We start from the raw sequence: 20107 nt of genomic DNA on the forward strand, positions 1-20107 counted from the left end.
CCCTCGCCCCACCCCCCCCCGCGAGCCCGGGGGCGCGGGGGGGGGGGGGGGTGGGGTTACACACCCCCGGGGCCGTCCCCAACTAAACAAACCGCCCCCCCCCCGCCGTCGTTCGCTGCCGAAAACTCGAAAGGTCAGGCCGGCTTCTGGAGCCCGGTCCGCGCCATGGCGTCGGCGTAGGCCACGCGCATGTCCTCGAGGTACTCCTCTTGGCGGGCGGGTGAACCGGCGAACGCGCGGCCGCTGAGGGAGCGCACCTTGTACGTCTTCAGTCCGCGGCGCCAGAGCAGCGGCACTTCAGTCTTCAACAGCAGGTTGGCCAGGCGGTTGGCTTCGGTGCCGTGGGCCACGATCACCGAGGCGCGCGGCACCAGGGCCAGGAACTTGAGCAGCGGCTTGAGGCCGGCGGAGATCTGGTCCGGGGTGAACTTCCCGTTGATTTCACCGGCGGTGTGCCAGGGGTGGACGTTCCACGGCATAACGAACTCCGGACGAAGCCCCAGCTTCCACTGGATGCCGAGCATCCGGGTGGCAGCGTCATGGTCGCCGGGGGTGATGAACCCGGACGGGTCGGCCTCGCCGATGTTGGAGTACAGGCTGATGATGCGGCACTCGTCGACGTCGTGCATGGGGTCAACGTAGGGCACCACCGTGCCGGGCTTGGCCTCCTGCAGGGAATCGCACAGTTCGTTCACGGCGGCAACATTGGGTTCGTAGCGGCGGCTCAGAAGCTGCTCATGGAAGGATTCGGGTGCCAGGGCTGTCATGTAGTGCTGGATCTCCTGCGGGGATTGGTGTTGCTGCCACCTCGGAAAATGGGCGCACTATGGCGCAGGGATCCGCGGTGGATGAAATGGGGTGGACCGATTCCTGGTCGGCCTCTACTAGTTTAGCAAGCCCCGGGAAACGAAACGCCGGTCCCGAGCACCCGATTTCAGCGGGGCACGGAACCGGCGGGTTTACTCTTAGTGTCCTGTGTTACCAGAGCCGCTTGGTGGCCCGGCGTGCGCCCTCGCCGAGTGCTTCGAGCTTGGCGAAGGCAATCTGCGGGTGGACCCTGCCGCCGAGGCCGCAGTCGGTGGAGGCGATGACGTTCTCGCGGCCCACCACCTCGGCGAAGCGCACAATCCGGTCCGCCACGAGGTCCGGGTGTTCCACCACGTTCGTCGCGTGCGAGACGATGCCCGGGATGATGACCTTGCCCTCCGGGAGCCTGGTGTCCTCCCAGACCCGCCACTCGTGCTCGTGGCGCACGTTTGCCGCCTCGAAGGAGTAGCCGCCGGCGTTGATCTGCAGCATGGTCTCCACCAGGTCCGCAAGGGGAAGGTCCGTGGTGTGGGGCCCGTGCCAGGAGCCCCAGCAGAGGTGGAAGCGCACCTGCTCCTCGGGGAGGCCTCGGAGTGCGTAGTTCAGGGCCTCCACGCGGATCCGGGTGAAGTCGAGGTAGTCCGCCACGCTCGGCTCCGGGCTGATCTGGTCCCAGTTCTCGGCGATCGAGGGATCGTCGATCTGCAGGATCAGGCCGGCGTCGATGATGGCCTTGTACTCTTCGCGGAGCGCATCAGCGCAGGCGTAGATGTACTCCTCCTCGGTGGCGTAGTACTCGTTGGTGATGCGTGAGGCGCTCCCGGGGGAGAGCGCAGCAACGAAGCCCTCCTTCAGCCCGGTGGCTGCCAGGCCCGCCTTCAGGTTGGCGATGTCGGAGGCGACGGCGTCGTGGCCGGTGTAGACGAGCGGTCCCGTGACCTTCGGGAACGGCTTGGGGCCGCCGGTGAAGATGCCGCTGGTGGGATCGTTGTAGGCCTCGGCGAAGATGGTGCGGTCACGGCGGTGGATGAAGCCCGTGAGCTGGACGTTGCCCGGGGTGGACTCCTTCGGCTCAACGGCCCACTTCGCGTCGTTGTCCAGCTCCAGTCCGCCCATACGGGCAAAGGAGTAGGACCACCAGGCGCCGTAGTCCACGGAAGCGGACATGGCGTGCCCGTACTCGCCGTCGTTCGGGATATCAACGCCCAGGCTTTGCTGGCGCTGGACCAGGTCCACCACGGAAGCAGTGAGGAGTTCGTTGTAGCCCTGAAGGTCGGCGGGGTTCTCCTCGCGGGAGGCATTGGCGGCAATCAGCTCAGGGGTGCGGGGCAACGATCCTGCGTGGGTGACGCGGATGTGGTCTGTGTTCAAGGTCATGCTGGAATTTCCCTTCCATCGGTCCTGGCAGTAGCACCTTCGCAGGCAGGACGTCCTGCACTTGGGGTTGCTGCGGCGTCATCGATCCAGGTCTCTCGGCCGCTCCGGATGGTCCACTCTCACTTAAATCCAGATGGCTCCCCGGGAGCAAATTCGCTTCGGTTTGTGTCGGAGGGGAAGCCGGTGTGTGGCGCACTTTCGGAACGTAATAACTGTATGCACAATTCTGTTATTTCCATTGACAGGTTTCGTTTAGGTTGGTTGGCTTCTGTCACAGCCCGCGATGGGGAACATGGCGGGCTGGCCGCACCTAAGCACTCGAAAGAGGTACCGCACCGTGAGAAAAACCATGGCAACCTTCAGGACCCTTGCCGTTTCAGGGGCCCTGGCCCTTGCCGTAGTGGCAGCGCCCACCCCGGCCCTCGCCGTGGGCGAAGGCCCCAACTTTGACGGCAACGGCCAGATCACCACATCAAAGCTGGCCTCCTACGACCAGATGGTCTCGTTCCTCAAGGACCAGGATGCCCGCCAGCCCGCCATGGAACTGGAAGTCATTGGCCAGACCGTGAAGGGCCGGGATATCCACCTGGTCAAGTACATCTCGGATCCAGCCAAACCCACCATCCTGTACCTGACTCAGCAGCACGGCAACGAACAGCTCACCACCGAAGGCGCACTGGAATTCGTGAAGCACCTTGGCACCGGAAAGTCCGGGGATGTTCTCGACGGGGTGAATATCCTCATTGTGCCGATGCTCAACGCAGACGGCGCCATGGGAGACGTGAACTTCCCACTGGACGACTACCTGGCCAAGGGCGACCGGAACATGACCCGCTACAACGCCGAAGAGGTGGACCTCAACCGGGACCATGTAGCCAAGATCCAGCCGGAAACCCAGGCACTGCACAACAACGTGATGCGCAAGTACAAGATCGACTACATGATCGACCTGCACCACCAGGGCACCCGCAGCCAGCGCGACGGCGAGCTGGTGTCCGGGTCCATCCTGTATCCCACCACGCCGAACGCCGATCCCGCCCTGGTGGAGAAATCCAAGCAGCTTGGTGCAGTGGTGTTCCACAACGTCGACTCCACCGGCTGGGGGCACCTGGGCAAGTACGTGGGTGGCAGTGCCGAAACCATTAGCCGCAACGGCATCGCGGTGGAATATGGAATCGCCACGCTGCTGTTCGAAATGCGCGGGATGTCCGACCACTACCTGGATGGCTACGCCCTGGGCCTCCGGAGCAACGGCTACCTGATCAAGCAAACGGTCACTACGCTGACCGCCACGGCCGCGGCGATTGCGGACGGATCAATTGACGACGCCGACACCACCTTCTGGGACAGCCTCGCCACCCAGACCTCCCGCCCGGCCGGAGAAGCCGACGACGAATAAGCATCACCGCTGACAACCCGCCGCGGCCCTTCGTCCTGCAGGGGCCCTTTACCCTGCAAGAAGGACCGCGGCGGCCCAACGAGTGGACTAAGTAACTGATCGGCTAAACTTGGGTGGTAAGAGCCCCGAAACTCTTGCGTCGCTGTGCTGCCCGCAGACCAGCGAAGGCCGGTCTGCGGGGCATTCTCATGAACGGCGCTGCACCAGGCCTGCCACGTCGTGGCCGGCCCCGGGCGGCCCGAACGAATGGGGGAGGATCCCATGCCAGCAATTGTGATCGTAGGAGCCCAGTGGGGCGACGAAGGAAAAGGCAAGGCGACCGACCTGTTGGGCGGCCGTGTTGACTACGTCGTCAAACCCAACGGCGGCAACAACGCCGGGCACACCGTCGTCGTAGGCGGTGAAAAATACGAACTCAAGCTGCTTCCCGCAGGCATCCTCAGCCCCAACGCGGTACCCATCATCGGCAACGGCTGCGTGGTCAACCTCGAGGCACTCTTCCAGGAAATTGAAGGCCTTCAGGCCCGCGGCGCCGACACCTCAAAGCTTCGCGTTTCTGCCAACGCCCACCTCGTGGCCCCGTACCACCAGGTGCTGGACAAGGTGACCGAGCGCTTCCTCGGCAGCCGGGCCATCGGCACCACCGGGCGCGGCATCGGGCCTGCGTACATGGACAAGGTGGCCCGGCTGGGCATCCGTGTCCAGGACGTCTTTGACGAGTCAATCCTCCGCCAGAAGGTGGAAGGGTCGCTGCGGCAGAAGAACGAACTCCTGGTCAAGATCTACAACCGGCGCGGCGTGGTGGTGGACGAGATCGTGGAGTACTTCCTGTCCTTCGCCGAACGGCTCCGCCCCCTGGTCATCGACAGCACACTGGTTCTGAACACTGCCCTCGATGAGGGCAAGGTGGTCCTGATGGAGGGGGGCCAGGCAACCTTCCTGGATGTGGACCACGGAACCTACCCGTTCGTCACTTCCTCCAACCCCACCGCCGGCGGAGCCTCCGTGGGATCGGGCATCGGGCCCACCCGCATCTCCCGCTCCATCGGCATCATCAAGGCCTACACCACACGCGTTGGCGCCGGCCCGTTCCCCACGGAACTCTTCGACGAGATGGGCCTGTACCTGCAGAAGACCGGCGGTGAATTCGGCGTCAACACCGGCCGGCCGCGCCGCTGTGGCTGGTACGACGCCGTCCTGGCCCGCCACGCCTCCCGCGTCAACGGCTTCACTGACTACTTCGTCACCAAGCTGGACGTGCTCACCGGCATCGAACAGATCCCGGTGTGCGTGGCCTACGACGTTGACGGCGTGCGGCACGACGAGATGCCCATGACTCAGACCGAGTTCCACCACGCCGTACCGATCTTCGAGTACTTCGAGGGCTGGACCGAGGACATCACCGGTGCGCGCACACTGGCGGACCTGCCGGAGAACGCCCGCAACTACGTGCTGGCCCTGGAGAAGCTGTCCGGCACGCGCTTCTCCGCGATCGGTGTTGGCCCGGACCGGGACCAGACCATCGTGGTGAACGACCTCATCAACGACTAACGCGTGGGCCCACGCCCGCGGGGTTCCCTGGCCGAGCTTGCGAGGCTAGGGAGCGGGTGGGGACGACGACGGCGGGCCACCTTCACAGGTGGCCCGCCGTTTGCGTTTCCCGGGGAAGCACAGCAATTTACACAGGGTTAACGCTCCGGGCCTTGCGGGGCTGCAGGCAAAACCGGGAGACTCGTTGGTACACCCGGCGACCCGATCACCAATCGTTCGACCAGACCCGCGGGAAAGAGCTGCAGCGATGCGCCCGGACCGGCCGGTGGCAATGGCGCCGCCGGACAAGGACCCGCAGAACGGAAGGATTAGTTATGGCCGGCAAGTTTGAAGCATTTCTTGACCAGGACTCGTTTTTCAGGTTCCGCCTCCTCGCTCCGGATGGCGCCGTTATGGCTGTCTCCGGCCCCTTCGACAGCAAGTCTGCCCTTGCTGCCGGGATCGCCGCCGTCCGGGAATGCGCAGGCACGGGGCTGGTGACCGATCTCTGCCCCGCCGGAACTGCGGCGCGTCAGGCACCTGCTGCAGCTCCGGCGTCGGTCGCTGGAACCGTACCGGAAGACTGCGACGATCGGCGCGTCCCCGCCGGCGCACACACTTTCAGCCTGGCCCAGGGGCCCCGCCGCCAGGTCAGCCGGCCCCGCTGGATTACCTCCGCCGCCCGTTGAACCGGCCCGTATAAAAATCTTCAAAGTTTTTTGCCCCACGGCGTAACCCTTGGGGTGCCAACAGCGATTACCCCTGTGTAGTGCCGGCCTGGAACTTGTCCCCCATCACGTTCCGGGCCGGCTCTTTCTTATTCCGGTGGCAGGGGCAGCTGCCATACCCGCCGCGCGGCGTGTGCGTGGCGGGCTCCGGGCACTGGTTACTGAAGGGTAGAGTGTTCCGGGGAAAAGGCATTCCAGGCTTCGCCGCTGCCGTTCCCCGCAACACCACCTCTCTTTGACTGAAAGCACTACGTCCGTGACTGATGCACTGACCGACGGGGGCCTGGAAGACCAGACCGCCGGAACAGCCGTTTTCAGTGTCGTCTACCGGACCTATGCATCACAGGTCCTGGGCTATCTCGCGGCCCGGGGAGTCGAGGATCCGGAGGCGGCCATGCAGGAAGTGTTCCTCTCCGTCCTGCCCCGGCTCGACACGGTTCATGGGGGTGCCGCCGGACTCCGCACGTTTATCTTCTCTGTGGCCCACGCACGGATGGTTGACGACCATCGCCGCCAAAGCCGGACGCCCGCCAAGCTGCCTTTTGAGCCCGAGTTGGACGGCCGGGAAGATTCGTCTGCCGAGGCGGAAGCCCTCGAACGGATCTCCCCGTCTGAGGTCCTGCACCTGCTTGACGGCTTGCCGCAGGACCAGCGCGAGGTCCTGGCGCTTCGCCTTGTTGCCGGTCACACGGTCGAGCAGGCGGCTGAATCCATGGGCAAGAGCGCCGGTGCCGTGAAGCAGCTGCAGCGGCGTGCACTGGCGAAACTCCGGGACCTTGCGGCAGTGAAGGAGTACCTCAGGCCATGACCCAAGCCAATCACTTGCCTGACACTGTGGAGGAAATGCTTCTCGACGCCGGTCAGGCACGCAGCGACGAGTTGCGCGCCGCCCTTCTTGCACTGGGTTCCCTGGCGTTGCTGCCCGCCCCGGCCCCGTCGGGGGAACTTGCCGCCCTGCTGGCGGCGTCCGACGGCAAGCCCGGTGGCGGCGTGGACGGCGCGGGCGCTACAGCGGACAGCGGATCCGAAGACGAGTCGACGAAGCGCCGCCGCCTCCGCGCACACCGGCCGACGGTAGTTGGCCTTGCGCTGATCGCCGGGATGGGACTTGGCGTGGGCGGAGTAGCGGCCAGTTCCCCCGTCCCCGGACACTCCGGCGCCCGCTCAGTCCAGCACCTGCTCGAAGACTGGGCCCCCGCGTGGAGCCTTCCCGTGCCAGGTGCCCTCGGGTCAATGCTGCCGGAGGGCCCGAACGGCCTGAAGGGCCTGAACGGCCTGAACGGCCTGGACGGCCTGGGCGGACACGCTGAGGTGGAAACGGCGACGGGTGAACCGGTGGCAGGCGTCAGCACAGACAACGCCAACGGCGGCACCTCTCCGGCCCCTCTGGCTGCGGAGGATCCGTCTGTCCCGCCCAGCGCCGGGGAAGCCCCGGTGGTCCCGCCCTTTAACCCGCCCGGGCCCGGGACGCAAGGAAACGCCGAGGCACACGATGGCGGCGGGCAAGGCGCGGCCACAGACCAGAGGAAGAGCGACGCCAGTGCTGCCGCCAGGGAAAACCACGGCACTGCAGCCGGACTCCCGGAGCAGGCAGCCGGCCGGGATGCCGGCGCGCCTGTCGCCGGCGGCCAGGGCGGGGCGGACCACCAGGGTGGAGCAGGCTTGGGGGCACACGTGGATTCCGTGCCGGGAGCCCTCAGGCAGGGCGCAGAGGCCGCCGGGGCGGCGGTAAAGGCCGTTCCCGGGACGAAATGGCTGCAGAAGTTCAGCCGGTAGCCGCCACGGCGAAGTCCGGTGGCCCAGTCTGCCTTCCCGGCCACGTAGGCTAGGCGCATGGGGCACAAAAATGATCCTGCCGTCGTCGAACGCCTGATGCGGACCAAAGGGCGGTGGGCCATCGTTGGGCTCACCACCAATGAGTGGCGGGCCGCCTACGATACTTCGCTTTTCATCCGCGACCGCCTGGGCATGGAAATCATTCCCGTCAACCTTCCGGGCGAGGCCGTGCACGGGGAAGCAGGCTACCGGAGCCTGGGCGACATCCCCGCTGAAAAGCACCCCATCGACGTCGTGGACTGCTTTGTGAACTCCCAGAAGGTGGGTGACGTGGTGGACCAGGCGATCGCGGTAGGAGCGAAGGCGGTGTGGCTGCAACTGGGCGTCATTGACGAGGCCGCGGCCGAGCGGGCCAAAGCGGCCGGGCTGGACGTCGTGATGGACACCTGCCCCGCCCAGCAGGCCTGGAAATACAACCTCTGACGGCTCGGCGCTTCAGCGCTTCATAAGCTCCGGATAATGCCGCTCCGTGACGTCGGGGTGGGCGCGCATCCGGCCCTTGAGCATGTTCATCCCGAATGACGCCAGGAGTGGGTTGGCGGGATCGTCCGAGATGCCCCGGGCTCCGGCCTTCAGCTCGGGCGGCAGGGGCACGGGGTCGATCACGGCATCAAGCCGGGGAGACCAGAAAAACGGGACGGAGTACCTGTCCACGCCGGGGGGCGGCGCCTGCACCCTGTGGATGGTGGCAACAAGATAGCCCTCCGTGGCTACCTCCAGCATCTCGCCCAGGTTCACCACCAGGGCTCCGGGGATGGGTTCCACAGGCGCCCACTCGGTGGCGCCGGGCGGCAGGACCTCCAGCCCGCCGACGTCGTCCTGCAGCAGGAGCGTGACGAAGCCGTAGTCTGCGTGCGAACCGACGCCCTGGTCGTCGGCGGCTTCCACTACTCCACCTACGTAGTGGACCAGCTTGCCCATCCAGGCCGGGGAACCCTTGAACGGCTCGTCAAAGTAGTCCTCCGGCAGCTTCAAAGAGACGGCAATGGCCCGGAGCAGCTCCATTCCCACCGCGGACATCAATTCCGCCCATTCCATGGCCACCGGCCTGAGCTCGGGGAACGCGTCGTCCGGCCAGAGGTTCGGGCCTTGAAGCAGCCAGTACGGCCGGTCCGGCGGGTAGTCCGTGACCGGCTCGCGCTCCGGGGAGTAGTCGATCTGCTCGCGGGCATCAGCCCGCCCCTGGGTCACCTCGGTGCCCATCCGGGTGTACCCGCGGAAATGGGGGGACAGCCTGTTGTCCAGCTTCATCCTCTCCTCCAGCGGCAGGGCAAAGAACCGCCGTAAAGCATCCAGCAGGTTTTCCGCCTGGCCGGGGGCGGCGCCGTAACCGGTGATTTGGAAGAAGCCCACGTGGTGGGTGGCGTTCCGCAGCTGCTCTATGAAGTCCGGGCTGAATGAACCGTTGGCCTGCCGTGCCCTGCCCAGATCCAGAACAGGTATGGCCCCCTGATCGTGCGACATCCTCGCAGACTAGCACCGCAGCAGCCGGCTTTGTAGGCTTCCTGCATGGACCCTGCTGCACTGCGGAAAATCTGCCTTTCGTTCCCCGGCGCGTATGAGGATTACCCGTTCGGGCCGGAGACTGCCGTATTCAAGGTCCGTGCAGAGGTTGCCGGCGGTGCGCGGCATGTGGCCAAGCTCTTCGCCTTGTCCTCGCTGGACTCCCGGGACTTTTACGTGAACCTCAAGTGCGATCCGACCCTTGCCGTTCAACTGCGTGCAGTGCACCCGGAAATCACCGGGGCATGGCATATGAACAAGACGCACTGGAACGGCGTCCGCCTGGATGGCGGGCTGCCGGACGATATGGTCAGGGACATGGTGGAGGACTCCTACGACCTGGTGGTGGCAGGACTGAGCAGGAAGCAGCAGGAGCATCTCGGCTGGGCCCGCCTGGCAGGGGCCGGAGGCGAAACACGATGAGGGCAAAGCGCACGGCCGGGGGCGGCAATGCGAACTACCGCGGCGGGCTGAACTACCCCTGCATCGGGGGAACGGAGCACGGCGCGGCGCCGGAGGGCTACGCAACGGTGCTGGAGGAAGTGCACCTCGGCACCGGTATGGACGTTTACCGGCGGGTGGCCGCCGGCATCCTGTCGTGGGAGCTGCAGCGACGGGCAGGCCTTCGCGTCCGCACTGAATCGCCGCGGGCGGTGCCCGGTGCGCGGGTGGTGAGCGGCTTCGGCGTCGGGCCCTTTCGGCTGGACGCGCCCTGCGAGGTGGTGTGGGTCCACGAACCCATCCCGGCGGGCATGCCCCAAGCGGCCGGCTTCGGGTACGGAGCCCTGCCAGGGCATCCGGCCCGGGGAGAGGAGTCCTTCGAGGTGTTGATCAAGGACAACGCCGGGGTTTTCCTTCGAATTCGAGCATTCAGCAAACCGGGCAGCTGGTTTTACGCGGCCGGCGGACTGCTGACCCGTGCAGCGCAGCGCCACGTTACTTCCCGGTACATTGAAGGGGCACGCCAACTCGCCGCAGAAGGAAAATCCCCGTGATCTTTATTGTCGTCAAGTTCAAGGTCAAGCCGGAATGGTCGGAGCGCTGGCCCGGCCTGGTGGCCGACTTCACCCAGGCCACCCGGCAGGAGCCGGGCAATCTGTGGTTCGACTGGTCCCGCAGCGTGGAAGACCCGGACGAGTACGTCCTGGTGGAAGCGTTCAAGGATGATGCCGCCGGCGATCACGTCAACAGCGCGCACTTCAAGCAGGCCATGGCGGACATGCCGCAGGCCCTCGCCGAAACACCCCGCATTATCAGCCGACAGCTCGACGGCGACGCCTGGGACCGGATGGGCGAGCTCACCATCTAGAACCGAGCAGTGGATAGCATGAAGGCATGTGGATCGGCTGGATCGAATTCGACATCCTCCTGGGCGACGTTCAGAGCCTGAAGGAGAAACGCTCCGTCATCAGGCCCCTGCTGGCTGACATCAAGCGGCGCTACGACGTCTCCGTCGCTGAGGTGGGCTATCACGACCAGTACCGGCGTTCGCAGGTGGGCGCCGGCCTGGTGGCAGCGGACCGGGCGCACCTCGTGGAGGTGCTCGACGCCGTCGAACGCCTGGTGGCCGGACGGCCCGAAATCGAACTGCTGAGCGCACGGCAGCGGGACCACCACAGCGAGGACTAGACCAAACAACGCGGGGTCGCTTTCCGCCCATCCCGAGGGAATTCATGGGCGGAAAGTGACCCCGCGTTGTTCTACGTAAGGAAAGTCAGCCGAAGTACTTCGGCAGCGTGGCCTCGTGGGCTTCGCGGAGGGCGTCCAGGGACAGACCCGCCACGCCGTTGATCTCCAACGTGCCGCTGGCTGCATCCACCACGCCGATGCGGGTGTGGGCAAAGCCGCGGGCGGTGCACATATCCGTGAAGCGGACTTCCTCGGAGCGGGGAACGCCAACAACGGCACGGCCCTGGGACTCGGAGAAGAGCGCCGTGAACAGGTCCACGCCGTCCCGGTCCAGAACGTCCTGCAGGGCGATCCGGGCACCCACGCCGTAGCGCAGCGATGACTCCACCAGGGCCGCAGCAAGGCCGCCCTCAGAGAGGTCGTGGGCGGAGTCGATCATGCCGTCGCGTGAGGCGTTGATCAGGATCTCGCCCAGCGCACGTTCGGCGTCGAGGTCAACCTTGGGAGGCTGCCCGCCCAGGTGGCCGCGCATGTTGGCCCATTCGGAACCGTCCAGCTCGGCAGCGGTGGTGCCCAGCAGGTAGATTGCCTGCCCATCCTCGCGCCAGCCCGACGGCGTGCGGCGGGCGACGTCGTCGAGCTTGCCCAGGACTGCCACCACGGGGGAGGGGTGGATCGGCGTGGTGCCGGTCTGGTTGTACAGCGAAACGTTGCCGCCGGTGACCGGGATGCCCAGCACCATGCAGGCATCGGACAGGCCGCGGATGGCTTCGGCGAGCTGCCACATTACGTCCGGGTCCTCGGGGGAGCCGAAGTTCAGGCAGTCGCTGACAGCCATGGGCACGGCGCCGGAGGTGGCAACGTTCCGGTAAGCCTCCGCCAGCGCCAGCTGCGCACCGTGGTACGGGTCGAGGTATGTGTAGCGGCCATTGGCGTCGGTGGCCAGGGCCACGCCCAGGCCGGTTTCCTCGTCCACCCGGACTACGCCGGCGTCATCCGGGAACGCCATGGAGGTGTTGCCACCCACGTAGCGGTCGTACTGGTTGGTGATCCAGGACTTGGAACACATGTTGGGCGAGGCCACCAGTTCGGTGACGGCCTTGGCCAGTTCAGCCGGGGCGGAGGGCCGACCGGCGTCCTGCACGGAACCGGTGAAGGTATCCGCCTGGACGGTGTCCTGCCACTCGGGGCGGGCGAACGGGCGGTCGTAAACCGGGCCGTCGTGCGCCACGGTGCGGGGATCGACGTCGACAATCACCTCGCCTTCCCAGGTGATGATGAGGCGGCCGCTGTCTGTCACCTCGCCCAGCCAGGCATACTCAACAGCCCACTTGTCCATAACCGCCTCGAACGCTTCCACGTTCTCGGGGGTGACAACGGCCATCATGCGTTCCTGCGACTCGGACATCAGGATCTCGCCCGGGGTCAAGGTGGGGTCGCGCAGCAGCACGGAGGTCAGCTCAACGGCCATCCCGCCGTCGCCGTTGGAAGCCAGTTCCGAGGTGGCACAGGAGATGCCGGCGGCGCCCAGGTCCTGGATGCCTTCAACCAGCGAGCCCTTGAACAGCTCAAGGCAGCACTCGATGAGGACCTTCTCGGCGAAGGGATCGCCCACCTGGACGGCGGGGCGCTTGGAAGGCTTGGTGTCATCGAAGGACTCGGAGGCCAGCACGGAGGCGCCGCCGATGCCGTCACCGCCGGTGCGTGCACCGAACAGGACCACCTTGTTGCCCTTGCCGGAGGCGTTGGCCAGGCGGATGTCCTCGTGGCGCATGACGCCCACGGCCAGGGCGTTCACCAGCGGGTTGCCCTGGTACACGGAGTCGAACACCATTTCACCGCCGATGTTGGGCAGGCCCAGGGAGTTGCCGTAGCCGCCGATGCCGGCAACTGCACCGTGCATCACGCGGGCAGTGTCCGGGTGGTCGATGGCGCCGAAGCGGAGCGGGTCCATCACGGCGACGGGGCGGGCACCCATGGAGATGATGTCGCGGACGATGCCGCCGATGCCGGTCGCGGCACCCTGGTAAGGCTCAACGAACGACGGCGAGTTGTGCGACTCAATCTTGAAGGTGACGGCCCAGCCGTCCCCGAGGTTGGTCACGCCGGCGTTTTCGCCGATGCCCACCAGCATGTCCTTCTTCATCTCCGGCGTCACCTTTTCGCCGAACTGGCGCAGGTGGTTCTTCGATGACTTGTAGGAGCAGTGCTCGCTCCACATCACGGAGTACATGGCGAGCTCGGCACCGGTGGGGCGGCGGCCCAGGACCTTGACGATCTCGTCGAATTCGTTCTTCTTCAGGCCCAGCTCGGCCCAAGGCAGATCGGTGTCCGGAGTCTTCGCGGCGTTTTCGACGGTGTCGATGTTGAACTTCTTGGTGGTGTCGATGCTCACTTGTCGCCTCCCACAATCTTGGTCAAAACGGAAGTGAAGAAGCCCAGCCCGTCGGTGTCGGACCCGCCGACGCCGTCCAGCGATTCGGGGCCGAACCCGGCTTCCACAGCGTGCTCGGGGTGCGGCATAAGGCCCACCACGTTGCCGGCTGCGTTGGAGATGCCGGCGATGTCGCGGCGGGAGCCATTCGGGTTGAAGCCCACGTAGCGGAACACCACGCGGCCCTCGGCCTCGAGTGCGTCCAGGGTCTTCTCGTCCGCGAGGTACTGGCCGTCCTGGTTCTTCAGCGGCACAGTGATTTCCTGCCCCGCCTCGTAGTCCAGCGTCCACGCGGTGTTGCTGTTTTCCACGCGCAGGACCTGGTCGCGGCACATGAACTTCAGGTGGTCGTTCTTGATCATCGAACCGGGCAGCAGGTGCGACTCGGTGAGGATCTGGAAGCCGTTGCAGATACCGAGCACGGGAAGCTTGGCGTCGCTGTTGGCGGCGTCGATAATTTTGGACATCAGCGGTGCGAAGCGCGCGATGGCGCCGGCGCGGAGGTAGTCGCCGTAGGAGAAGCCGCCGGGAATCACCACGGCATCCACATCACCGAGCTCGGTATCGGCGTGCCAGAGCTCGACGGCGGTGCCGCCGGCGAGCCGGACGGCACGGGCGGCGTCACGGTCATCGAGGGTGCCGGGGAAGGTGACCACACCGATCCGGGCACCCGCGAGGCGCGGTTCGGCGGCGACGGCGGTGGCCTCGCCGATCAGGGGAAGTTCAGTCATGTCAGGCCTCGACGACCTCGACGTTGACGACGTCCTCGATCACGGGGTTGGACAGCAGGGTCTCCGCGGCATCGCGCGCCTGGGCAAGGATTTCCTCGGTCACCTCACCGTCAACGGTCAGTTCGAACCGCTTGCCCTGGCGGACAGAGCTGAAGCTGGTGAAGCCCAGCCGGGGGAGAGCGCCGACGATAGCCTTCCCCTGCGGGTCCAGAATCTCGGGCTTGGGCATGACGTCAACAACGATCCGGGGCATCCGGCAACTCCTGTGCGTGAGCTTGGGTAAGGGCGCAGCGGAGTGGTGCCGTCTCACGCCGTATTGAGGTGTTGGGGACACACTTTGTTAAACCTTGTGGACGGGCGCTCCGCGAGCTTGCCAGTCCATTCTACCGGCCGGAACGCCCGTCCCTGTATTCGGCTCTTTCCGGCCTTATGATGCGCGCTGAGGCCCGGCGTCACGGGCAGACCGGCCACGGTTTCCAGACGGGTTATGGAGTTGAGCCGATGGTGTCACTAGTATTGCTGAATGGCTGAGAAACCAAAATCCGTCCTGTTGCCCATGGTCGCCGCCGCAGTGTTCGCAGGGCTGGGACGCATGGTGCTCCAGAAGATCAAAGCCGACCGGTTCGCACGGGAAAACCGGGTTGCGGGGCCCTTGGATGAAAAGACCAGGCAGTGGATCAGCGACGTGGTGCGCACCCCCCGGTAGTTGCGCAGGAGCGCACCCAGTCTAAGGTTGCACGGGCGCCCTGTGGGGCGCCCTTTTCCATGCCATCCTGCCGTTGCCGGAGCAGTGGCTTGACTGGCAAAAAGTCCACAAATGTGTTCTATGTCATATCCAGCTATCAGTCTGTACTCTGTGAATCGGCTGGTCTCGCGGAATGACAAAACCTGTAATTTCGCGTTCCATGCCAGCAGTTTCCGGCCCCCCAATCTGGCTGAGCCGGTACATCGTGAAAGGGTTGCGCGTGATATCAACTGGAAAGAGCCCCATGCGGGGCGGGGGATTCCGGAAGGCCGCGGCGCTGGCCGTTGGTCTACCCCTTCTCCTTACCTCGATGGCCATAAGCCCCGCTACCGCGGCGCCGGCCGGACAGGAGCTGGCGACTGCCAGCAAGACCGGCCCTGCTGCTTTCAAGGACGGCCGCTACATCGTTGTCCTTGCGGGTGCGGCAGCAGCGGGTTACGAAGGCGAAACCCCGGGGCTTGGTGCAACCAAGCCGCAGAGCGGCCGGAAGCTTGATGCCGGAAGCCCGAACTACAAGGCCTACGACGCGCATCTGCGCAAGCAGCAAGGGGAGGTTGCTGCCAGCCAGGGAGTCAAAACCGGGAAGCAGTTTACCGCCGCCCTCAACGGCTTCAGCGCTGAGCTGACCGCTGCACAGGCGATGGAACTGTCCAGGGACGACCGTGTCCTGGTGGTTGCGCCGGACGCGGAGAACGCCCCGGACTACACCACCACCGACTTCCTCAAGCTGACCGGCCCCGACGGTGTCTGGGCCAAGCAGTTCGGCGGCGAAGCCAACGCCGGCAAGGGCGTCGTGGTAGGGGTCATCGACTCCGGCTACGCCCCGGACAACCCGTTCCTGCAGGGCGAGCCCGTACAGCCGCTGAGCGGTTCCGCCCAGGTCGGAGTGCCGTATCGCACCGCCGAGGGCCGGATCGCCATGCTAAAGGCCGACGGCACAACCTTCGAGGGCGAGTGCCAAAAGGGGCAGGGGACGGGCGTCGGCTTTGATGGGTCCCTGTGCAACTCCAAGGTCATCGGCGCCAAGTACTTTGCCGATTCCTTCCTGCAGACCGTGACACCCGGAAACCGCGCGCCACAAGAACTCATTTCACCGGTAGACGTCGGAAGCCACGGCACCCACACAGCCACCACCGCCGCCGGAAACGCGAACGTTGAGCAGGTCATTGACGGTTCCGGCTTCGGCAAGAGCTCCGGCGTCGCTCCCGCTGCAAAAGTGTCCGTCTATAAGGTCTGCTGGGAGGACACCAACCCTGATACCGGAGGCTGCTACTCGTCCGCTTCGGTCGAGGCCGTGGAAGCCGCCATCAAGGACGGGGTGGATGTCCTCAACTATTCGATTTCGGGCAACAACAACAGCACCACCGATCCCGTGGCGCTGGCCTTCCTCAATGCTGCCGCGGCCGGTGTTTTTGTTTCTGCTTCCGCCGGCAACGCCGGACCGGCCGTCTCTACGGTTAACCACGCCTCGCCGTGGCTGACCACGGTTGCCGCCTCCACGTTCCCGAGCGAACTGCTGGGCACTGTGAAGGTTTCCGATGGTTCGCTGTACCGCGGAGCTTCAATCATGAAGTCCGAAGTGGCGGACAAGCCGGTTGTCGTCGCTGCGGCTGCGGCAGCGGCAGGTGCTGCCAACCCGAACCTCTGCGGCCCCGGTTCCCTTGATGCTGCGAAGGTGGCCGGCAAGATAGTGGTTTGCGACCGCGGCGTGGTGGACAGGACGGCCAAGAGCCAGGAAGTCCTGGACAAGGGCGGCGTCGGGATGATCCTGGTGAACGTCACCAGCAGCTCCGAAGACGCCGACAACCACGTGCTCCCCACGGTTCACGTCAACGCTCCGAAGAGTTTGGAACTGAAGTCCAAGCTGGAAGCCAATCCCGCTTTGACCGTCAGCCTGGTCAAGGGGGACCTCACCGGTGAGCCCCCGGCCCCTGCCCCGCAGATTGCCGGATTCTCCTCCCGCGGGCCGAGCCTTGCTTCCGGCGGCGACCTGTTGAAGCCCGACATCGCTGCACCGGGCGTGAACGTCCTCGCCGGTGTTTCCACTATCGGCAACAACGGTGACCAGTTCGGGTTTATGTCCGGAACGTCCATGGCCGCACCCCACATCGCCGGTTTCGGCGCGTTGGTGCTCAGCAAGCAGCCCAAGTGGACCCCTGCCATGGTTAAGTCGGCCATGATGACTACCGCCTACCCGCTGGTGAACGCGGATGGTTCAGCCAACACTGATCCCTTCCAGGGCGGCGCAGGCCACATCGATTCCACCCGGGTCCTGGATCCGGGCCTGGTCTACAACTCGGGCGTCAAGGACTGGCTGGGCTTCCTCAATGGCCAGGGCGTCGACACCGGGGCTCCGCAGGCGGGCACCATTGCCGCGCGCGACCTGAACCTGCCGTCCATCGCACTTGGCAGCCTGGTGGGCGAAGTCCAGGTCAAGCGCCAGCTCACTGCCCTGGTGCCCGGAATGTACCGTTCGGAAGTCAACATGCCAGGCTTCAACGTTCAGGTGGAGCCGAAGGCGTTGAACTTTGCCAAGGCCGGACAGACCCGCGAGGTTACCCTGACCATCAGGAACGTCAGCGCTCCGGTGGGCCAATTCAGCACCGGCAGCCTGACCTGGAAGGGCCCGCGGACAGTGAGCTCTCCCATTGCCATCCGGCCCGTTGATGCACAGATCGCACCGTCATTCTCCTTCAGTTCGGCAACCGGCAGCGGCAGCGGAACCATGGAACTCGTGTCCGGTTCGGACAGCCCCATCAAGGTAGGCGTGGAAGGCCTGGCGCCCTTGAGCCAGACGGCCATCACCAAAACTCCCGGTGAATACGCGCCGAGAAACGATGAGCACAACGCCCTGCTCAAGGTGACGGTGCCGGCAGGCGCAACCTTCGCCCGGCTGGGGATCCAGGCGCAATCGAACGACGTCGATTGGGACATGGTGGTTTACGCCCCGAATGCCTCGGGCGGGCTGACGGCCACGCAGGTGGCCACGGCGTCTGCCAGTGAGTTCCTGGATCTGGAGGCACCCCGCCCCGGCACCTACTACATTGTGGCCAACCTCTTCTCCACGCCGGACAAGCTGGCAGCCAGTGCAGCGGTGCAGGCCGTGACGTTCACGGGGGACGCGGGCAACCTGACGGTGGAGCCGAACCCGATTGTGGCCCCCAACGGAACGGCCACCTCCGCAACGCTCTCGTGGGCGGATTTGGCCGAAGGGACCTACACGTCACGCTTGAGCCTGGGCGAAAACGGCATCAGGACCTGGGTTAACGTCCAGGTGGGCACCGCCCCCGTTTCGCCTCTCGGGGCTCCACGGGTAGCTCTCGCGGATGCGGTTCCCGCGGCCTAGCAGCCTGACGTTTACCGAACAGGATCCCCGGATGGTCGAACCGTCCGGGGATCCTGTTGTGCTGCGGTGTCCGCCTGGCGCGATCCGCTAGGTGGCGCCCGAAGCTCCGGTTGAGTTGCCCAGCAGGGGGGCCATTGTTTTCCAACGCGAGATTTCGCAACCGTCGATCCGCGTAAAGACCGCTTCGACTGCACGCCCGTGGAACGTCCCCGTCACCACGGCCACCTGTGGTCCGCCGTACTGCTGCGTGCACAGCTTCGGCGGCCCGGGTTTCGGGAAGAAGATGTCCTCACCGTACCGTTCCACCGCGGCCAGTGCAGCCGCGGGATCCGGCAATGTGCTCCCGGCCGAGGGCCGCACGCCGTCGGACACCAGGCGGAATTCGTACTCACCGGCGTCGGGGCTCTCCCGCAGCCTGATGGTCAGGTCGATCATGTGGGCCCGCTTTCGGACAGGGCGGCCAGTTCCTGAGCCAGCATGTTCCGGAGCCCGGCTGCCTCGGCTGCAAAGGACCGCTGGTGTTCAACGTATTCTGCCTTGCCCTGTGGCGTTTCGATGCGAATGGCAGGGTAGCCCCATTCAGCGAGGTCGTAGGGCGAGGCCTGCATGTCCATAGCCCGGATCCGCCAGGACAGCTCAAAACATTCCATCACCAGCTCGCTGGGCAGGGCGGGCAGGAGCTTGTACGCCCATTTGTACAGGTCCATGTTGGCGTGGAGGCAGCCTGGTTGTTCAAAATGTCGCTGGGTTTCCCGGCTTGGCGACAGCTCGTTGAGGGGAACCGCATCCGGGGTGTAGAAACGGAAAGCGTCGAAGTGGCTGCAGCGGATCCGGTTGTCCTCCACCACCTTGTCCGTGCCCGCTGACCCGAGGCGCAGCTGCAGATACTCATGGCGCAGGTCGAACCGGTCCTGGTGGTAGACCATGGCCCATTCGTGGAGCCCGAAGCAACCAAACTGCGCAGGGCGGGCAGCCGTTCCGCGCAGGATGATCCGGGCGAAGGCGACGGCGTCCCTGCGGTCGGCGAGGAAGGCGTCCCGGTCCATGGTTACCGCGTCGGTACAGGGCGGCAGTCCGAGGAAGTCACGTTCGCCGTCGTCGACCGTTCGGTAATGCTTCCACCCGCGGCGGGCGGCCGCCTCGCCGCCCGCCAGAACGACGCCGGCACCCGGGTGCCAGCGGTTGAGCTGGCCCGGTTTCTGGGTGTAGTAGGTGAAAAGGAAATCCTCCACAGGGTGCTTCTGCCCGGCCGAGCGGCGGGCAAGGTAGGGGTCCGCGTAGCGGCTGACGCGCTGCTGGTGGGCTTCTTCACGGGCCCGCCACTCGTCCGCCGCCAGGACCCTAAGCCGCTCCACCGGCTGCACCAAGTACATCCTTCGCGGCATCCCAGGCGCTGATTTCACAGCCGTTGATGCGGGAAAAGCCAGTGTCAACGGGAACTCCATCCACCGCACCGGTGACGGTGGCTTCCTGGGGGCCGCCGTACTGTTCGGTGCACACCTGGTCGGCCGGCCGCGGAGCGGGGCTCAGCAGCGCCGCGTTCTCCTTTAGGGCGGCGCAGGCGGCGTCCGCGGCAGGGTGGTTGCTTTCGGCATCGGGTGCGCCGTCAACGCAGACGAGGGTGTGGTGGACCTCCGGCTCGCCGGGCGAGGGAACAATCGTGATGACCAGTTCGGCGTTCCCCTGCCCCGGGCCCGACGGCGGTGCGGCCGGCTCGGGCGCAGGTGCCGGCACGGAAGATTCGGCATCAGGGTCGATGCTTCCGGACGGGGCCGGCGTGGCCGGCGGTGCAGGGGAGGAAACGGAAGGCGTGGGCGATGCGGAGGCGCTGCCGGAAGGAGTTCCCCCGCCCTCGTTGGGAGTGCAGGCCGGAAGCAGTACAGCCGCGAACAGCAACGCCGCGATGCGGACGGATGCTTTGCCCCTGGACTGTGCCGGGCGCGGCAGACCCGCCGTGTGCACTGACTGCACGATGCCCCCCGAATGCACACTGAACCCGCCCCGCGGCCTGTCCGTCATGATGCCATTCTAGCGCCCGCGTC

At 65.7% G+C, this 20107-nt stretch carries 21 protein-coding genes; 12 read left to right on the forward strand and 9 right to left on the reverse strand.

The window, feature by feature from the left end; translation table 11 throughout:
• Window positions 1-134 precede the first annotated feature (134 nt).
• Together ACFVYC_RS16425 and ACFVYC_RS16430 are read right to left on the reverse strand one after the other, a co-directional pair.
• On the reverse strand, window positions 135-767 hold the full coding sequence (locus ACFVYC_RS16425) for a uracil-DNA glycosylase (protein ID WP_387552233.1): 633 nt from the start codon (window positions 765-767) through the stop codon (window positions 135-137).
• Between the two features lie 211 nt (window positions 768-978).
• Entirely contained in the window at window positions 979-2184 is a 1206-nt protein-coding gene (locus tag ACFVYC_RS16430) for a cobalamin-independent methionine synthase II family protein (protein ID WP_387552235.1), read from the reverse strand.
• 349 nt (window positions 2185-2533) lie between these two features.
• On the opposite strand from ACFVYC_RS16430, the gene ACFVYC_RS16435 reads away from it, so the two are divergent.
• From ACFVYC_RS16435 to ACFVYC_RS16460, 6 genes are all read left to right on the forward strand, one after another.
• Window positions 2534-3583, forward strand: coding sequence for a M14 family zinc carboxypeptidase (locus tag ACFVYC_RS16435; protein ID WP_387552237.1), 1050 nt, complete (start codon window positions 2534-2536; stop codon window positions 3581-3583).
• Between the two features lie 261 nt (window positions 3584-3844).
• Window positions 3845-5134 carry an adenylosuccinate synthase gene (locus tag ACFVYC_RS16440; RefSeq protein WP_387552239.1) on the forward strand — a complete coding sequence of 430 codons (1290 nt, stop codon included), beginning with the start codon at window positions 3845-3847 and terminating at the stop codon, window positions 5132-5134.
• A 314-nt stretch (window positions 5135-5448) separates the two neighbouring features.
• Complete coding sequence (locus tag ACFVYC_RS16445; protein WP_387552241.1) at window positions 5449-5802, forward strand: YegP family protein; 354 nt, start codon at window positions 5449-5451, stop codon at window positions 5800-5802.
• 295 nt (window positions 5803-6097) lie between these two features.
• On the forward strand, window positions 6098-6649 hold the full coding sequence (locus ACFVYC_RS16450; protein ID WP_387552243.1) for an RNA polymerase sigma factor: 552 nt from the start codon (window positions 6098-6100) through the stop codon (window positions 6647-6649).
• The gene (locus ACFVYC_RS16455) at window positions 6646-7617 is read left to right on the forward strand and encodes a hypothetical protein (RefSeq protein ID WP_387552245.1); all 972 of its coding nucleotides are present in this window, start codon (window positions 6646-6648) and stop codon (window positions 7615-7617) included. The genes ACFVYC_RS16450 and ACFVYC_RS16455 overlap by 4 nt, the downstream gene beginning before the upstream one ends.
• Window positions 7618-7674: 57 nt before the next feature.
• Window positions 7675-8100 carry a CoA-binding protein gene (locus tag ACFVYC_RS16460; protein WP_387552247.1) on the forward strand — a complete coding sequence of 142 codons (426 nt, stop codon included), beginning with the start codon at window positions 7675-7677 and terminating at the stop codon, window positions 8098-8100.
• 12 nt (window positions 8101-8112) lie between these two features.
• Here ACFVYC_RS16460 and ACFVYC_RS16465 read toward each other — a convergent pair whose 3' ends face one another.
• The gene (locus tag ACFVYC_RS16465) at window positions 8113-9141 is read right to left on the reverse strand and encodes an isopenicillin N synthase family dioxygenase (RefSeq protein WP_387552249.1); all 1029 of its coding nucleotides are present in this window, start codon (window positions 9139-9141) and stop codon (window positions 8113-8115) included.
• Window positions 9142-9186: 45 nt separating this feature from the next.
• Between ACFVYC_RS16465 and ACFVYC_RS16470 the strand changes: the two genes are divergently transcribed.
• Genes ACFVYC_RS16470 through ACFVYC_RS16485 form a run of 4 tightly spaced genes read left to right on the forward strand, consistent with a single transcriptional unit; the run spans window position 9187 to window position 10809 of the window.
• Complete coding sequence (locus tag ACFVYC_RS16470; RefSeq protein WP_387552251.1) at window positions 9187-9603, forward strand: MmcQ/YjbR family DNA-binding protein; 417 nt, start codon at window positions 9187-9189, stop codon at window positions 9601-9603.
• Entirely contained in the window at window positions 9600-10175 is a 576-nt protein-coding gene (locus ACFVYC_RS16475; protein ID WP_387552253.1) for a DUF1990 family protein, read from the forward strand. The genes ACFVYC_RS16470 and ACFVYC_RS16475 overlap by 4 nt, the downstream gene beginning before the upstream one ends.
• Complete coding sequence (locus ACFVYC_RS16480) at window positions 10172-10489, forward strand: putative quinol monooxygenase (RefSeq protein WP_387552255.1); 318 nt, start codon at window positions 10172-10174, stop codon at window positions 10487-10489. The genes ACFVYC_RS16475 and ACFVYC_RS16480 overlap by 4 nt, the downstream gene beginning before the upstream one ends.
• A gap of 26 nt (window positions 10490-10515) precedes the next feature.
• Window positions 10516-10809, forward strand: coding sequence for a DUF503 domain-containing protein (locus ACFVYC_RS16485; RefSeq protein WP_387552257.1), 294 nt, complete (start codon window positions 10516-10518; stop codon window positions 10807-10809).
• A gap of 85 nt (window positions 10810-10894) precedes the next feature.
• Here ACFVYC_RS16485 and purL read toward each other — a convergent pair whose 3' ends face one another.
• Genes purL through purS form a run of 3 tightly spaced genes read right to left on the reverse strand, consistent with a single transcriptional unit; the run spans window position 10895 to window position 14227 of the window.
• Window positions 10895-13204 (reverse strand): phosphoribosylformylglycinamidine synthase subunit PurL, encoded by a 2310-nt coding sequence (purL, locus tag ACFVYC_RS16490; RefSeq protein ID WP_387552259.1) that lies wholly within the window; start codon window positions 13202-13204, stop codon window positions 10895-10897.
• Window positions 13201-13974: a phosphoribosylformylglycinamidine synthase subunit PurQ gene (gene purQ, locus ACFVYC_RS16495; protein ID WP_387552261.1), complete on the reverse strand. Its 774-nt coding sequence runs from the start codon at window positions 13972-13974 to the stop codon at window positions 13201-13203. Before purQ ends, purL begins: the two co-directional genes overlap by 4 nt.
• Before the next feature lies 1 nt (window position 13975).
• Entirely contained in the window at window positions 13976-14227 is a 252-nt protein-coding gene (purS, locus tag ACFVYC_RS16500; RefSeq protein ID WP_015935902.1) for a phosphoribosylformylglycinamidine synthase subunit PurS, read from the reverse strand.
• A gap of 270 nt (window positions 14228-14497) precedes the next feature.
• Between purS and ACFVYC_RS16505 the strand changes: the two genes are divergently transcribed.
• Window positions 14498-14680 carry a hypothetical protein gene (locus tag ACFVYC_RS16505; RefSeq protein ID WP_104043216.1) on the forward strand — a complete coding sequence of 61 codons (183 nt, stop codon included), beginning with the start codon at window positions 14498-14500 and terminating at the stop codon, window positions 14678-14680.
• A gap of 283 nt (window positions 14681-14963) precedes the next feature.
• Window positions 14964-18065: a S8 family serine peptidase gene (locus ACFVYC_RS16510; protein WP_387552426.1), complete on the forward strand. Its 3102-nt coding sequence runs from the start codon at window positions 14964-14966 to the stop codon at window positions 18063-18065.
• An 87-nt stretch (window positions 18066-18152) separates the two neighbouring features.
• Here ACFVYC_RS16510 and ACFVYC_RS16515 read toward each other — a convergent pair whose 3' ends face one another.
• Genes ACFVYC_RS16515 through ACFVYC_RS16525 form a run of 3 tightly spaced genes read right to left on the reverse strand, consistent with a single transcriptional unit; the run spans window position 18153 to window position 20084 of the window.
• The gene (locus tag ACFVYC_RS16515) at window positions 18153-18500 is read right to left on the reverse strand and encodes a serine protease inhibitor (RefSeq protein ID WP_387552263.1); all 348 of its coding nucleotides are present in this window, start codon (window positions 18498-18500) and stop codon (window positions 18153-18155) included.
• Window positions 18497-19438 carry a 3-methyladenine DNA glycosylase gene (locus ACFVYC_RS16520; protein WP_387552265.1) on the reverse strand — a complete coding sequence of 314 codons (942 nt, stop codon included), beginning with the start codon at window positions 19436-19438 and terminating at the stop codon, window positions 18497-18499. The genes ACFVYC_RS16515 and ACFVYC_RS16520 overlap by 4 nt, the downstream gene beginning before the upstream one ends.
• Complete coding sequence (locus ACFVYC_RS16525; protein ID WP_387552267.1) at window positions 19407-20084, reverse strand: SSI family serine proteinase inhibitor; 678 nt, start codon at window positions 20082-20084, stop codon at window positions 19407-19409. The genes ACFVYC_RS16520 and ACFVYC_RS16525 overlap by 32 nt, the downstream gene beginning before the upstream one ends.
• Window positions 20085-20107 lie beyond the last annotated feature (23 nt).

It is taken from the genome of Pseudarthrobacter sp. NPDC058329 (assembly GCF_042879835.1).
GTDB lineage: Bacteria > Actinomycetota > Actinomycetes > Actinomycetales > Micrococcaceae > Arthrobacter.

Bases quoted from the DNA above. Each gene is read 5' to 3' on its own strand.
- ACFVYC_RS16430 (WP_387552235.1), bottom strand. From the start codon at position 2,184: ATGACCTTGAACACAGACCACATCCGCGTCACCCACGCAGGATCGTTG.
- ACFVYC_RS16485 (WP_387552257.1), top strand. From the start codon at position 10,516: ATGTGGATCGGCTGGATCGAATTCGACATCCTCCTGGGCGACGTTCAG.
- ACFVYC_RS16445 (WP_387552241.1), top strand. From the start codon at position 5,449: ATGGCCGGCAAGTTTGAAGCATTTCTTGACCAGGACTCGTTTTTCAGG.
- ACFVYC_RS16455 (WP_387552245.1), top strand. From the start codon at position 6,646: ATGACCCAAGCCAATCACTTGCCTGACACTGTGGAGGAAATGCTTCTC.
- ACFVYC_RS16525 (WP_387552267.1), bottom strand. From the start codon at position 20,084: ATGACGGACAGGCCGCGGGGCGGGTTCAGTGTGCATTCGGGGGGCATC.
- purQ (WP_387552261.1), bottom strand. From the start codon at position 13,974: ATGACTGAACTTCCCCTGATCGGCGAGGCCACCGCCGTCGCCGCCGAA.
- ACFVYC_RS16425 (WP_387552233.1), bottom strand. From the start codon at position 767: ATGACAGCCCTGGCACCCGAATCCTTCCATGAGCAGCTTCTGAGCCGC.
- ACFVYC_RS16435 (WP_387552237.1), top strand. From the start codon at position 2,534: ATGGCAACCTTCAGGACCCTTGCCGTTTCAGGGGCCCTGGCCCTTGCC.
- ACFVYC_RS16460 (WP_387552247.1), top strand. From the start codon at position 7,675: ATGGGGCACAAAAATGATCCTGCCGTCGTCGAACGCCTGATGCGGACC.
- ACFVYC_RS16475 (WP_387552253.1), top strand. From the start codon at position 9,600: ATGAGGGCAAAGCGCACGGCCGGGGGCGGCAATGCGAACTACCGCGGC.
- ACFVYC_RS16440 (WP_387552239.1), top strand. From the start codon at position 3,845: ATGCCAGCAATTGTGATCGTAGGAGCCCAGTGGGGCGACGAAGGAAAA.
- ACFVYC_RS16470 (WP_387552251.1), top strand. From the start codon at position 9,187: ATGGACCCTGCTGCACTGCGGAAAATCTGCCTTTCGTTCCCCGGCGCG.
- ACFVYC_RS16515 (WP_387552263.1), bottom strand. From the start codon at position 18,500: ATGATCGACCTGACCATCAGGCTGCGGGAGAGCCCCGACGCCGGTGAG.
- ACFVYC_RS16520 (WP_387552265.1), bottom strand. From the start codon at position 19,438: ATGTACTTGGTGCAGCCGGTGGAGCGGCTTAGGGTCCTGGCGGCGGAC.
- purS (WP_015935902.1), bottom strand. From the start codon at position 14,227: ATGCCCCGGATCGTTGTTGACGTCATGCCCAAGCCCGAGATTCTGGAC.
- ACFVYC_RS16505 (WP_104043216.1), top strand. From the start codon at position 14,498: ATGGCTGAGAAACCAAAATCCGTCCTGTTGCCCATGGTCGCCGCCGCA.
- ACFVYC_RS16465 (WP_387552249.1), bottom strand. From the start codon at position 9,141: ATGTCGCACGATCAGGGGGCCATACCTGTTCTGGATCTGGGCAGGGCA.
- ACFVYC_RS16510 (WP_387552426.1), top strand. From the start codon at position 14,964: ATGCGGGGCGGGGGATTCCGGAAGGCCGCGGCGCTGGCCGTTGGTCTA.